Source organism: Bradyrhizobium sp. 18BD (assembly GCF_054185225.1).
In genome coordinates, this window is the sequence record NZ_JAVAYL010000017.1 from 105,511 (window position 1) to 119,230 (window position 13,720).

General features: G+C 65.8%; 9 protein-coding genes and 1 tRNA gene. 2 read left to right on the forward strand and 8 right to left on the reverse strand.

Going from position 1 to position 13,720, the window contains the following annotated elements; all coding sequences use genetic code 11:
- The 4 genes from ihpC to RAD16_RS28010 are packed head-to-tail and all read right to left on the reverse strand — an operon-like array spanning position 1 to position 5,873.
- The gene (gene ihpC / locus RAD16_RS27995; protein ID WP_458161052.1) at positions 1–3,210 is read right to left on the reverse strand and encodes a divalent metal ion exporter subunit IhpC; all 3,210 of its coding nucleotides are present in this window, start codon (positions 3,208–3,210) and stop codon (positions 1–3) included.
- A complete protein-coding gene (gene ihpB, locus RAD16_RS28000; RefSeq protein WP_458161053.1) occupies positions 3,203–4,180 on the reverse strand; it encodes a divalent metal ion exporter adaptor subunit IhpB in 978 nt (325 codons plus the stop codon). The genes ihpC and ihpB overlap by 8 nt, the downstream gene beginning before the upstream one ends.
- A complete protein-coding gene (gene ihpA, locus RAD16_RS28005) occupies positions 4,177–5,451 on the reverse strand; it encodes a divalent metal ion exporter subunit IhpA (RefSeq protein ID WP_458161054.1) in 1,275 nt (424 codons plus the stop codon). The genes ihpB and ihpA overlap by 4 nt, the downstream gene beginning before the upstream one ends.
- 56 nt (positions 5,452–5,507) lie before the next feature.
- Positions 5,508–5,873 carry a hypothetical protein gene (locus RAD16_RS28010; protein WP_458161055.1) on the reverse strand — a complete coding sequence of 122 codons (366 nt, stop codon included), beginning with the start codon at positions 5,871–5,873 and terminating at the stop codon, positions 5,508–5,510.
- A gap of 368 nt (positions 5,874–6,241) precedes the next feature.
- On the opposite strand from RAD16_RS28010, the gene RAD16_RS28015 reads away from it, so the two are divergent.
- Positions 6,242–7,132, forward strand: a complete 891-nt coding sequence (locus RAD16_RS28015; RefSeq protein WP_458161056.1) for a hypothetical protein — start codon at positions 6,242–6,244, stop codon at positions 7,130–7,132.
- A 55-nt stretch (positions 7,133–7,187) separates the two neighbouring features.
- On the opposite strand, the gene pepT is transcribed toward RAD16_RS28015, so the two are convergent.
- Complete coding sequence (pepT, locus tag RAD16_RS28020) at positions 7,188–8,438, reverse strand: peptidase T (RefSeq protein WP_458161057.1); 1,251 nt, start codon at positions 8,436–8,438, stop codon at positions 7,188–7,190.
- A 121-nt stretch (positions 8,439–8,559) separates the two neighbouring features.
- Positions 8,560–8,985, reverse strand: coding sequence for an HU family DNA-binding protein (locus RAD16_RS28025; protein WP_458161058.1), 426 nt, complete (start codon positions 8,983–8,985; stop codon positions 8,560–8,562).
- Between the two features lie 109 nt (positions 8,986–9,094).
- Here RAD16_RS28025 and RAD16_RS28030 point away from each other — a divergent pair.
- Positions 9,095–9,171: transfer RNA gene (locus RAD16_RS28030), tRNA-Asp, on the forward strand.
- Between the two features lie 835 nt (positions 9,172–10,006).
- Here RAD16_RS28030 and RAD16_RS28035 read toward each other — a convergent pair.
- Positions 10,007–11,506 carry a caspase family protein gene (locus RAD16_RS28035; protein WP_458161059.1) on the reverse strand — a complete coding sequence of 500 codons (1,500 nt, stop codon included), beginning with the start codon at positions 11,504–11,506 and terminating at the stop codon, positions 10,007–10,009.
- 16 nt (positions 11,507–11,522) lie between these two features.
- Positions 11,523–13,685: a caspase family protein gene (locus tag RAD16_RS28040; protein WP_458161060.1), complete on the reverse strand. Its 2,163-nt coding sequence runs from the start codon at positions 13,683–13,685 to the stop codon at positions 11,523–11,525.
- Positions 13,686–13,720 lie beyond the last annotated feature (35 nt).

Consider the following 13,720-nt stretch of genomic DNA (forward strand, 5'->3'; position numbering starts at 1 on the left):
CTAGCGCTCCTCGGAAGCGGCCAAATCAGGCGCCATTGTAGGTGTTTCGTGTGCCACGTCACGGCGGAACAGCACGTAGAGCGCGGGCAGCACCAGCAGCGTCAGGATGGTCGAGGAGATGATGCCGCCGATCACCACGGTTGCGAGCGGCCGCTGCACCTCGGCGCCGGCGCCGGTGGCGAGCGCCATCGGCACGAAGCCGAGGGAAGCAACCAGCGCCGTCATCAGCACCGGGCGCAGCCGCGTCAGTGCGCCTTCGCGCACGGCATCGGCAACGGATCGTCCGTCGCTGCGCAGCCGCTCGATGAAGGCGATGATGACGAGGCCGTTGAGCACGGCGACACCGGACAGCGCGATGAAGCCGACCCCGGCGCTGATCGACAGCGGAATGCCGCGCAGCAGCAGCGCCATGACACCGCCGGTCAGCGCCAGCGGCACGCCGGAGAACACCAACGCTGCATCCGCCGCCGAACCCATCCCCATGAACAGCAGCAGGAACACCAGCAGCAGCGCCACCGGCACCACGATCGTCAGCCGCTTGGTGGCGGAGACCAGTTGTTCGAACTGGCCGCCCCAGCCGATCCAGTAGCCCGGCGGCAGCTTGACCTTCTCGGCGACGGCGTCCTGCGCCTCGGCGACGAAGGAGCGCAGATCGCGTCCCCGGACATTGGCCATCACCACCACACGGCGCTTGCCGTTCTCGCGGCTGATCTGGTTCGGGCCCGGCGCGATCTCGATCGCCGCGACGGAGGAGAGGGGCACGTAGCGCAGTGCGGTGTTTCCGCCCGGCCATGCGGTCTTGGTGACGGCTGCGACATCCTCGCCAGGGGGCAGCGGGATCGGCAGCGACTTGATCGCGTCCGGATCGGCCCGCAGGCTCTCCGGCAGGCGCACCACGATGTCGAAGCGCCGATCGCCCTCGAACAGCTTTCCGGCCGGTTTGCCGCCGATCGCGATCTCGACGAGGTTTTGCACCTCGCTGAGGCTGAGGCCGTAGCGCGACAGCGCCTGGCGGTCGAGCTTGACCGTGAGGATCGGCAGACCCGCGATCTGCTCGGTCTTGACGTCGGCCGCGCCTTCGATGCCGTGCACCACGCCGTTGACCTGCTGGGCGATGCCGGCAAGCACGTCGAGATCGTCGCCGAAGATCTTGACGCCGACGTCGCTGCGGATGCCGGCGATGAGCTCGTTGACGCGCATCTGGATCGGCTGGGTCATGCCGTAAGCGGTGCCGGGCAGGGTGTTGGCGGCGTGCTCGAGCTCGGCGACCACCTCGCTCTTCGGCTTGGCGGGATCGGGCCATTGGTCGCGCGGCTTGAGCGTGACGTAGGTGTCGGCGACGTTCGGCGGCATTGGATCGTTGGCGATCTCGGCGGTGCCGATCTTGGAGAAGATCGTCGCGACTTCAGGCACCTGCTTGACCGCCTGCTCCAGCCGAAGCTGCATGTCCACGCTCTGAGTCAGGCTGGTGCCGGGAATGCGGATCGTCTCGATGGTGATGTCGCCTTCGTCTAGGCTCGGGATGAATTCGCCGCCCATGCGCGTCGCAGCGAACAGGCTGCCGGCGACGATCAGCACGGCGCCGAACGCGACGCTGCGGCGGTAGCGGATGGCACGGTCGAGCAGCGGCACATAGAACCGCTTGGCCGCCCGCATGAACACGTTCTCCTTCTCGGAGACTTTTCCGGTGACGAAGATCGCGACCGCCGCCGGCACGAAGGTCACCGACAGCAATGCGGCACCCGCAAGCGCCATCAGCACCGTCAGCGCCATCGGCGTGAACATCTTGCCCTCGGTCCCCGTCAGGGTCAGGACCGGGAGGTACACTACGGCGATGATCAGCGTGCCGAACAGGCTCGGCTTGATCACCTCGCTGCTGCCGTCGCGGATGGTCTGAAGCCGCTCCTCCAGCGTCAGCAGCCGGCCGCGCCGGTGCTGCTCGACGGCGAGAAGCCGCAGGCAGTTCTCGACGATAATGACCGCACCATCGACGATAATGCCGAAGTCGATGGCGCCGAGACTCATCAGATTAGCGCTGACCTTGCTCTGGACCATACCCGTGATCGTGAACAGCATGGAGAGGGGAATGACGCAGGCGGTGATCAGCGCGGCGCGGATGTTGCCGAGGATCAGGAACAGCACCGCGATTACCAGCGCCGCGCCCTCGACGAGGTTCTTCTCGACGGTCTGGATGGTGGCTTCGACCAGATAGGTGCGGTCATAGACCGCGCGCGCGATCACGCCATCGGGCAGCGATTTCGCGATCTCCGCGAGCCTCGCTTTCACGCGCTGCGCGACCGTGCGGCTGTTCTCGCCGATCAGCAGCATCGCCGTGCCGAGCACGGTCTCGCTGCCGTTCGTCGTCGCCGCGCCCGTGCGGAGATCCTGGCCTTCGCTGACCTCGGCGACGTCGCGGATGCGCACGGGCACGCCGCCGCGCGAGCCGATCACGATATCGCTGATATCAGCGATATTGGCGACCTGGCCGGGGGCGCGGACCAGATATTGCTCGCCGTTGCGCTCGATATAGCCGGCGCCGACATTGGCGTTGTTGGCGGCAAGCGCCGTCATGATGTCACGGAAGCCGAGCTTGTAGGCCATCAGCCGGCCGGGGATCGGCAGCACGTGGAATTGCCGCTCATAGCCGCCGATCGAGTTGACCTCGATCACGCCGGGAATGGTGCGCAGTTGCGGCTTGATGATCCAGTCCTGAATGGTGCGCAGTTCCGTCGGCGTGAACTCGGCGCCGGTCGGCGACCTGGCGCCGTCCCTGGCCTCGACGGAGTAGACATAGATCTCGCCGAGCCCGGTCGAGATCGGCCCCATCGCGACCTCGGTGCCGGCAGGCAACTGATCCTTCGCCTGCTGGATGCGCTCATTGACGAGCTGGCGTGCGAAATAGATGTCGGTGCCGTCCTGGAACACGACGGTGACCTGGCTCAGCCCATAGCGTGAGATCGAACGGGTGTAGTCGAGCTTTGGCAGACCGCCCATCGCGGTTTCGATCGGGAAGGTGATGCGCTGCTCGGCCTCGAGCGGCGACAAGCCCGGCGCGCGCGTGTTGATCTGGACCTGCACGTTGGTGACGTCAGGGACGGCATCGATCGGCAGGCGGGTGAAATTCCAGGCGCCAAACGCGCCGGCCGCGAGCGCGAGCAGGACGACCAGCCAGCGCTGGCGGACCGAGAAGGCGAGGAGCGCGTCAATCATGATCGGCGTCTCCCTTGCCCATCTCCGCCTTCACGACGAAGCTGTTCTCGGCGACGTAGCGTTCTCCCGGCGAGAGACCGGCGCGGATCTCGACGAATCTCGGATCGGAATCGCCGAGTTCGACCGGGCGCGCCTCGATCTTGTCGCCGTCCTCGCGGACGAACACGATGGTCTTGTTCTCCAGCGTCTGGATCGCGCTACGCCGCACCGCGACCGCGACGTTGCGCGCGGCGAGGATCAGCCGCGCGGTGACGAACAGGCCTGGGCGCAAGCGGCCGTCCGGATTGGGCAGCACCACGCGGGCGAGCGCGGTCTGGGTCTCGCTCGAGCCGATCGGCGCCATGTAGGAGATCGTGCCCTTGATCTCGCCGCGGCCGTCGTCGGGATCGATCAGCACCTCGTCGTTCAGGCGCACGCGCCGGAGGTCCTGCCGGTAGATCGAGAGATCAACCCAGATCGTCGAGAGGTCGGCGACGACGAAGGCCGGCTTCTGCTCGGAGGCGTATTCGCCGAGCGAGATCTGCCGCTCGATGACGGTGCCTGGTATCGGCGCCTTGAGCTCGTAGACCGTGAGGCTCTGGTTGCTCTCGATGGCGGCGAGCAGGTCGTCCTTGCCGACCTTGTCGCCGATGCGCTTCTGGATCGATTTTGCAATTCCGGGAAATCGGGGAGTGACCTGAACGACCGCCTCCTGGTTGGCGCGCAAAATGCCGTTGAAGGAGAGCGTGTCGGTCAGGGTCGCGCTCGCGGCCTCCGCCAGGGTCACGCCGGCGGCGGCCAGCTTGACGTCGGAGATGCGGATGCGGTCGGCGCCGTGCTCGTCCTGCTCGACATGGTCGTTCGGCTTCTCGGGCTTCTTCTCCGCGGCATGCTCGGCCGGTGTGACCTTCGTCGGTACGAGCTGGGAATAGCCGTAAGCGCCGAGCGCGGCGGCAACGACGGCAACGAAGATGGCTGAGGACGTCTTCATCGCGCGCTCTCCCGGGCCAGCGCAAAGGGATTGCCGACGAGGCCCTCGATGGTGGCTACGCCAACGTGGAAGTTCTGCAGCGCCTCCTGCTCGCGCAGCCGCGCCTGGGTCACGCTCGCCTGGGCATCGAGCACTTCGAGCAGGGTGAAGCGGCCCTGGCCGTAGCCCTGCGAGATCGCCTCCGAAGCTTCGGTGGCCTTGGGGATTGCCGTCTCGCGCAGCACCGCGAGCTCGCGCAGCGAGCCTTGCACCGAGTCGTAAGCGCGGCCGGCGACCACGATCAGCGTGTTGCGGTTGGCTTCGCGCTCGGCCTTGGTCTTGGCGAGGCTCTCCTGCGCCGAGAGGATGTTGCCCTGGTTCTGGTCGAACACGGGGATCGGCACCGAGACGGTGAGGCGTACCGCGTCGTCATTGGTCTCGTTGAAATGGCGCCAGCCGGCGGCGATCCGCACGTCGGGATAGGGTCGCAGCCGCGCCATCAGCAGCTCGGCATTGCGCTGGGCATAGACGGCGGTCCAGCGCACCAGCTGCGGATTGGCATCGATGGCGGCGACCACCGACTGGAAGGTCGGCGGCTTGACCATGCTGTCGAGCCGGCCGGAGACCTCGCCGAACTTGGTCGCGGGATCGCCCATCAGCACGGCAAGCTCGCGCCGGGCGCTGGCCAGCGTTGCCTTGAAGCGCTCGCGGTCGGCCTTCACCAGCGCCGAGGCGACCTCGGCGCGGCCGGTTTCGGCCGGCGAGGAGGCGCCGGCCTCGACGCGGCGGCGCAGCAGCGGCGTCAACCGGTCGATGGCGGCGATCTGCTCGTCGAGGATCTGGATGCGGCGCTGCGCGCCGAGCACGCTGAGGAAGGCGATCGCGGTCTCCGACAGCACTTCCAGCCTGATCGCCTTGCGCTGCATCGCGGCGACCTCGATGCCGGCGGCGCCTGCGGCGATCCGCGCCTCGCGCTTGCCGAACAGCTCGAAGGCCTGGCTGATCTGCAGCGTGGTCTCGGCCGATTTGGTGCCGCGATAGATGCCGGAGCCGAACGAATTATCCTGCTCATAGGACAGTTCCGGATTGAGCAGAGCGCCCGCCTGGATGCGCTGGCCCGTCGCGATGCCGACATCGCGCTCGGCCGCCGTCAGGCGCGGGCTCGCGGCCAGCGCGCGAGACAGTGCGGCGCGCATGGTCAGGGTCTGGGCGTGTGCGTGCTGCGCCAGCCAGGGGCCGACGACAATCGCCATCGCGCACGCGATGCGCGCGGCAGTCCGTCTGCAAGACATGAAGGTGACCTGTGAACAATAGCATCGTGAGCGCGCGGGGCGCCCGGCTGATCAGTTCAGGTCAGGTGCTTGGGGGGCGGGGAGTCCGTATCCGGCGCAATGCCGATCAGCGCGGGCTCGCGCTGCGCGACCGGTGCTGCGATGACGTCGGCGGCGGCTTCGGATTGCAGCGGCTGGATGACGGCGATCGAGAAACAGCCGTGGCAGTGATGGCCGCCGATCGCCTTGTGATCGTCATGGCCTGCGGAACCCTCGTCGAGGATCGAGGCGATCTCCGAGCCGCCGGAGGGGCTGGTGACGTCAATGTCATGCGCGCCGTGGAGCATGCCCGACAGCAGGTACATCGTTGCCACCAGCACGGCCACGAGCCCGCGCCAGTTGCGCAGGGAGCGAATGCTGTGGGGGCGGCGGATCGACGTCACGAGGTCACTTCAGGCGTTCTGATCCGCCTGCGGTAGCACGGCGGCCGGAACAGTGTCGACCCGCAATAATGTTACGTGTGGGGAACTGATGTCGCACGGTTGAAATACGAAAGGGCCCCAGCCGGGGGGCTGACCGGCTGAGGCCCTATGCTCACAATCTTCATCCTTGGGACTTGTGCAGACAATTCGCATCCTGCGGATTCGTTCCGCAGGTGATGCAAAATAGGAACGTTCGTCAGTCCTCCTCATTAGCGCCCCGGAGTGTTTGAGGAGGATGGGACTATGGACGGACTGATCTATCTCATCGGTTTGATCGTCGTGATCATGGCGATCTTGTCGTTCTTCGGCCTGCGATAGAGAGAAAAGCGATGGCGATCGAATCTCTCGTGCGGGAAGACGTCATGGAAGGCAGCCTCATCGACGCCGGGGAGCGGCGGAGCATCCAGTGGAGCTCCGTCATTGCCGGCGCTTTGGCCGCCGGCGCGATGTCGTTCATTCTGGTCGGCTTTGGCGTAGCCATCGGTCTCGGCGTCAGTTCGGCTTCGCCGAGCTGGCGCGATGCGTCGGCGGCGCTGGCGCTGCTGTCGGGGCTGTATCTGATGATCCAGGCGATTATCAGCTTCGGCTTTGGCGGCTACATTGCCGGAAGGACGGCGCGGCCGGCGCCCGAGCTGGCCACGATCGAGGACGATGCCGAGCGGCGCGACGGGCTTCATGGCCTGACGTCCTGGGCGCTTGCCGTGCTGATCGGCGCCGTGCTGCTGGCGATCCTTGGTGCGGCCGCGATCGATCGCTCGCCGACGCGCAGCGCAAGCGGCAATGCGAGCTCCGCTGAGCCGTTGCTCAGCTATGAGCTCGACAAATTGTACCGCGCGCCACGGCGGGCTCCTGCCGACATTCGGGAAGCCCGAGCCGAAGCAGGCCGCATCCTGATGACGTCGTCGAGCCACAGCGGCGTCAGCGTCGATGATCGCAACTATCTCGTGCAGCAGGTCACCGCACTGACAGGCCTTGCGGCCGCCGATTCCGAGCGCCGGGTCGATACACTGATCGCGGACGCGCGAACGGCGATCAACCGCGCGCGGCGCAACTCGGTCATCGTCGCCTTCTCGGTGGCGGCGGCAGCGCTGGTCGGCGCTGCAGTGGCCTGGGCTGCGGCGGTCGCCGGCGGGCGGCACCGCGATGGCGCGCCGCTGCCGAACTGGATGGCAAGCTCGAACCGCTTCCATCGCACCCCGCGGGCGATGCCGGTGCCGTAAGCTTTCAAGATGATGGCCGGGCGCGAGCCCGGCCCCTTCGCATCGACGGGAGGCGCTAGGCCTTCTCCTCCCAGATCATCGCCAGATGCACGATGGTTTGCACCGCCTTTTCCATGTCCTGCCGGCTGACCCATTCGAGCCGTGAGTGGAAGGCGTGCTCGCCGGCGAAGATATTGGGGCAGGGCAGGCCCATGAAGGACAGCCGTGAGCCGTCGGTACCACCGCGGATGGCGGTGCGCATCGGGCGCAGCCCGGCGCGGCGGATCGCCTCGATGGCATATTCGACGATGTGCGGGTGACGGTCGATCACCTGCTTCATGTTGCGGTACTGCTCGCGCACCTCGAACTTGTAGGTCGAGCGCGGATAGTCCTTCATCACGTCCTTGACGATGCCCTCGAGCAGGTCCTCCTTCTCCTTCAACCCTTCCTCGGTGAAGTCGCGCACGATGAAGGCGAGCGTTGCCTGCTCCAGCGCACCCTCGATGCCGACCGGATGCAGAAAGCCCTGCTTGCCCGACGTGGTCTCGGGCGAGCAGCCCTCCTTCGGCAGGCGCTCGACGATCGCGGCTGCGATCTTGATCGCGTGCTCCATCTTGCCCTTGGCATAGCCGGGATGGGCGCTGACGCCGGTGATGGTGATGGTAGCGCCGTCCGCGGAGAAGGTCTCGTCCTCGACGCTTCCCGCGCTCTCGCCGTCCATGGTGTAGCCGAAATCGGCGCCGAGCTTCTTGATGTCGACATTGTCGACGCCGCGGCCGATCTCCTCGTCCGGCGTGAACAGGATCCGGATGGTGCCGTGCTTCACGTCGGGATTGTTGATGAAGAAATGCGCGGCATCCATGATCTCGGCGACACCGGCCTTGTTGTCGGCGCCGAGCAGCGTGGTGCCGTCGGTGGTGATGATGTCGTTGCCGATCTGATTCTTCAGCGCGGGATGCTCGGCGAAGCGGATGATCTGGCTGGTATCGCCCGGCAGCGTGATGTCGCCGCCGCGATAGTTCTTCACGACCTGCGGCTTGACGTCCTTGCCGGTGACATCGGGCGAGGTGTCCATGTGCGAGCAGAAGCAGATCACCGGCACTTTCTTGGTCGTGTTGGCCGGGATCGTCGCATAGACATAGCCGTAATCGTCGAGATGGGCGTCGGCGACGCCCATGGCCTTCAGCTCGGTGACGAGCACGCGGCCGAGATCCTTCTGCTTCTCGGTCGAGGGCGAGGCCGGGGAGTTGGGATCGGACTGGGTGTCGATGGTGACGTAGCGCAGGAAGCGCTCGGTCACGGTGTGCGAAAAGGAGAGGGAGGACATTTCTGGTCAAACCGCCGCGTCTTTGGAGAAGCAAATCTCGGGGGAGCCAGCGGTATATCAGAAAAGCGGGCCTTGATGCGGCCGGAACGAAGCTGGATCAGGCTTAACGATCCGTAAGCCGCTAGATCGCCTCTTTCAGCTCCTTGACCGGGCGGAACGCCACCTTCTTGCTGGCCTTGATGTGGATCGCCTCGCCGGTGGCGGGATTGCGGCCGGTGCGGGCGGCGCGCTTGCGGACCTGGAGGATGCCGAGGCCCACGATGCGGATGCGGTCGCCCTTCTTGAGGTGCTTGGTGATCAGGTCGACCATGTCGGTCAGGACCGCCTCGGCGTGCTTTTTCGACAGGTCCTGGCTCTCCGCGATATCGGCGGCGAGGTGCTTGAGGGTGATGGTGGCGGGAGCTGCAGCCTTCTTCGCCATGTCTGGTCTCCTCGATTCCTGACGGTCACCGGGCGAGAGCCCGGGAACCGCGCAAGTGACGGAAGGCGTAGACGATTCGGGGCCGAACTGACTACGTCGCGGAGCGTGGAGGGGCTGTCCACGCACGCGATCGGCGCGGGACGGGAGTATTCCGGCTTTAGGTGCCAACGTCCTTGACTTCACATGGTCCGGCCTTTAATTCCCCCCTCGTTCCGCGCGGACACATACGCGTCACGCGGGAGTAGCTCAGTTGGTTAGAGCGCCGGCCTGTCACGCCGGAGGTCGCGGGTTCGAGCCCCGTCTCTCGCGCCATTTTTGGCGGAATATCAATCACTTAAAATCAGCCCGATTTGGTTCCATCCTTGAAAAGTGTCACAAGAACCGAAGGTGTGACATTTTTGGACGGCCTTTGTTCGAGTGCCTTGGCGCCTATCGGCCCCGCTTCGTCAAATCGCCCTACGCTAGGGACATTCAGGGGCTCGGTGCGGGCCAATCTCGATGCAGTCACCGTCGCCCGCTACTTCGCGCAGTTCGCCGACGGCGGCCGGAAGTCCTCGACGATCCAGCGTCGCGTCGCCGCAATCAGCCGGCAGAGTTAGAGCCCGATAAGCGCAAAGCGGAAACGCGCCGATGCTCTTGCCGAGAGACGCCCCGGCCGGGCGCTTCTGTGGAGCAGGCCGGACCGCCGCGGGGTTTGGTCGGTTGCACCATTGTAATCCTGTTCGCTTAAGCTCGGCTCCGGCAGGAACCCCCTTCGGTGTTGCCAGTTTTTCCCGAACGGGTTCGTGTGGGCGAATACAGTCTCGCAAAGGGCGGCCTACTCACCAGATCGACAGCAGATGATCGGGAGGCGAGGATGAGTGAAAGAATGCTGCCAGTGAGCAGGTTTCTCATTCGGATGGGAGGAATTGGATGGATGGTTTACGATCGTGATCGCAGGGGGCCCGCGCTGATTGGGCACGACGTGGCGGCCAATTTGACGAGGGAGCAGGCAGAACGGGCGTTGCACACTCTCACTGGTCCGGCAGCAGAACCTGAGAACTCACCATCCCGTTCAAGCTTGGGTACCTGATTTCGATCACCGAGGCGGCCCGGCTGATCAACGAGTCCACCCTCAGCCGCAAACAAACTCCCGGCCCAAATCCGTCTATTTCGGCTTGGACTCCTCGATATGCGCAAGGATGCGCTTTGCGTCCGCGCTGCCGGCCTGCACCGCCTTGGCGAGCAGCCGCCTGGCCTCGGGAAGGTCCTGCCGGCCGCCGATTCCGTTGGCAGTGCATCGGGCGAGATTGACCATGGCATCCAGCCCGCCCATGGCGGCGCTCTTCTGGTAAAGCGCCCGAGCCAGTTTCAGGTCCTGCTTGGCCCCGAGTCCTTTCTCGGCAAGCTCGCCCATCCTGTTGATGGCGGTCGCATCGCCGAGATCGGCGGCGCGCTGGTAGAACGCGTAGGCCTTTGCGGGGTCGCTGGCCGTGCCTATGCCACGCTCCTGCTGCAGGCCGAGGCTGACGAGCGCCGGAGCGACTTTCTTCTCGGCCGCCATCTCATAGTAGAAGCGCGCGCGGGCGGGATCCTTCTCCACGCCGTTGCCGCTCTCGTACATCAAGCCGAGCTCGTAGAGCGCGCGTGCGTTGCCGAGTTCGGATGCCGCCTTGTAGCTTGCCATCGCGCCTGCGTAATCGCGCGCGGCGAACAGCGAGCGCCCGAGCTGATAGTGCAGCCGGTCTGCCCCCGGCGAGCGCTTGACCGCGTCCGCGCACGCCGCAACCGCGCCCGCCGCCCTTGCATCGTCGCGCGTCTCGCTCGGGTCGGCGCCGATCGCCCTCGAATCCGTGAGCCCGGCAACGGAATTGTCGCAGCGCTGCATGACGGCGGGATCGTCCTGGACGACCTGCTTGACGGGATTGAGATAGATCCTGTCCTTGGAGAGCTGGCCATACATGTACGGCGTCTGCTTCCGGTGCGTGGCCTGCCGGACGTCGTCGCGAACGTTGCGAAACAGGAAGTTGATCTCGAGGTCGGCCTGCGGGAGATATTTCAGCAGTGCCGCAGCGAAGGGGCCGTTGCGACCTTCGCCGTCGTCCGCAGTCCGCCCGGGCTCCGCCGGAAAGAACACCAGCGTGTTGCGGATCGGTGCGCGCCCTGCCGAAGTGAGGGAAGCGCTGCTGCGGCGACCGTCCGGCATCGCAGGGAATGGGTTCTCCCTCATGGCATCGAGGATCACCAGACCCAGCCTGTGGGCCCGCGCGGCCCCGGCGATCGCCGCGGGCAGGGCGATGGTCTCGGTGCTGGCGGACGCCGGTGTCGCCAGACGTGCGTCGACGGGGATCAGGTAACCGCCAACGCCGGCGGCCGCGCTGTATCCGGCAAAATAGAAGATCGCGATATCAGCCGCGGCGGATTTTTCGGTGAAGGCGCTGAGACCGGCTCGCAGGTCGCCGATGGTCGCGTCCTTGCGCAGGTCGACGTCGAAGCCGAGGCCGACGAGAGCTGCGGCAATGTCCTCGGCATCGTTGGCGGGCGTGCCGAGCCGTGGCGCGTTCGCGTAGCTCGAATTTCCAATGACGAGGGCGACACGGTTGCCGGCGGCTTCGGCTTCGGCGTCGAAGAGAAGCCCGATGGCAATGAACAGTGCCAGCCAGCGCAAGGTGAAGTCGCGTCCCTTAGTGGATGTCTGAATGGAGCTGCCGCCTCACCCAGTCACGATAGGTGAGGAAATCGAGGTCGAGCAGACCATAGTCAACGCGCAGAAACCCGTCCACTCCCGACGACACGGCCGCGGGGACCTGTTGTGCGACCTCCTGCGCCATCACGCCGACATAGAACGTCGCGTCACCCTTGTACCGGTAGCGATAGAGGTTGAGACCGCCAGCAGTCTGGCCGAGTGCCGCGATGTCCTCCTTGAGGCGGACGTCGGATGGAATGGTGACGCGGCTCGCGGCGTTCGAAGCGGCTTGCGATGCCGCTCTGCTGGCCGCGCTTGATGCGGCGCTCGATGCTGATCGGCTGGCGGCGCTCGACGCGGCCGAAGAGGCAGCTCTGCTGGCCGCGGCCGATGCGGCCTGCGATGCCGCCCGGCTTGCTGCGCCCGATGCGGCATTGCTGACCGCCGTCGAAACGGCATTGCTGACCACATTGCCGACGACGTTGCTGACAACGCCGCTGACCACGTTGCCGACATTCTGGTTCACGCGAGCGACGACACGCCGGTATTCGCGATTGCGAACCTTCTCCTCTTCCGAGCGGGTGTAGGCGGAGACCAGGAGCCCGCGCTTGCGCGCCTCGGTCACCGCGTTGATCATGCATCCCTTGGGATTGCCCTTGGCTCGGCAGAGCTGGAATTGAAGCTGGACGTAGTCGGGATATTTCTTGATGGATTTGGCGCACGCCCCGGCATCGCCGTCGAAGCAGGAGTTCACGTCGCTATCCTGCGCGGTGCGCAGCATCAGCTCGGTGGAATTGACCGGTCGCAGGGCAAGGTCGCTGCCCGGCGGCAGGCGGTTATGGCGCGAGCTCGGATAGCGTTCGGCGAACCGGCCGACCACACTCTTGTCGCGCGATTCCTTCAGGACGTCCCAGGCCTTCTCGATCGAGTCCGAACTGCCGGCTGTCGTCTCGATCGAGGCGATCTGATAGCTCGCCGGCGGCGGACCGGGCATCTCGATCTGCCCGCCGACCTGGCCGGGCTTCGCCGACTTCTCGAGCGAGGCGAGCGTGACCCGGGCGCTCTCGACATGCTCGCCGAACGGATAGAGATCCAGATAGGCGCGGTAGGCCGCAAGCGATTTCTGCCGCTCGACGATCGTCCAGGCGTTGGCTTCCGCGGTCTGCAACTGCGCAATGCGCTGGTCGATTTCGGTCGCATGCGAACTCGCCGGAAACTGCTGGGCGAAACGGCGCAGGGTCGCGACCTCGTTGGTCGAGCGGACGAACTCCCAGGCGACCTGCTCGGCATCTGCTCCGCTGTCGCTGGTCGCGACGGCGGCATCGCCGTTGAGGTAGATGTCGCCCTTCGGCAGGGTGCCGTAGATCGCGGGCTCCTGCGTTCCGGTCTCCTTCCAGACTTCGTCGTGCACGATCCGGAAGAGATAGTTGATCTCGAGCTGCGGCGTTTCGACGTGGCGCAGGAGCGAGCCGGAGTAGGGGCTGTTGCGTCCGGCGCCGTCGCTGGCCGTCGTGCCGGCGGCGGCCGCGAAGGCAACAAGCACGTTGTCGCTCACCTCGACAGGGGCGAGGCCGCGTGCGCCGGCGGCGAGCGGCGTCGGGGCGGTGGGCGTGCCGGACGCAGGCCCGGCCGTCGCCTTTGACGGCGTGGGCCGCGACGACAGCGCGCGTCCTGCGGCGGCGATCTTCGTCGTTTCGAAGGGATCGTTGCGACAGGAATCGAGAACCACCAGACCGATGATCTTGGGCATCACCGAAATATCGATCAGGGTCTCGAGATTGATCGCCTCGGCATAGACATCGACCTCTGACTTGATCTCGGCATCAACAGGAATCAGCCAGTTCTTTCCGTCCATTTCGACGCCATGGCCCGCGAAGAAGATCACCGCCTTGTCGGCGGTCTTCGCGGCGTTGCCAAATTCGATGAGGGCCTGGCGGAAATGGTTGTAGTCGAGGTCGGCGAGGTGCTTGACGGAATATCCGAGCCGGCCCAGCGACGTCGCCATGTCGGCCGCATCGTTGGCCGGGTTGATGAGTTTCGGGACCTTGCGGTAATCGCTGTTGCCGACGACGAGCGCGATCCGTTCTCCAGCCGCGGCCTGCGCCTGCATCGAGACGAGGATCGACAGCGCGACGAAGCCGAAAGCAACGATCCGACGCACCAGACCCTGCAATCCGGAGGCGCGAGGCGATGCTG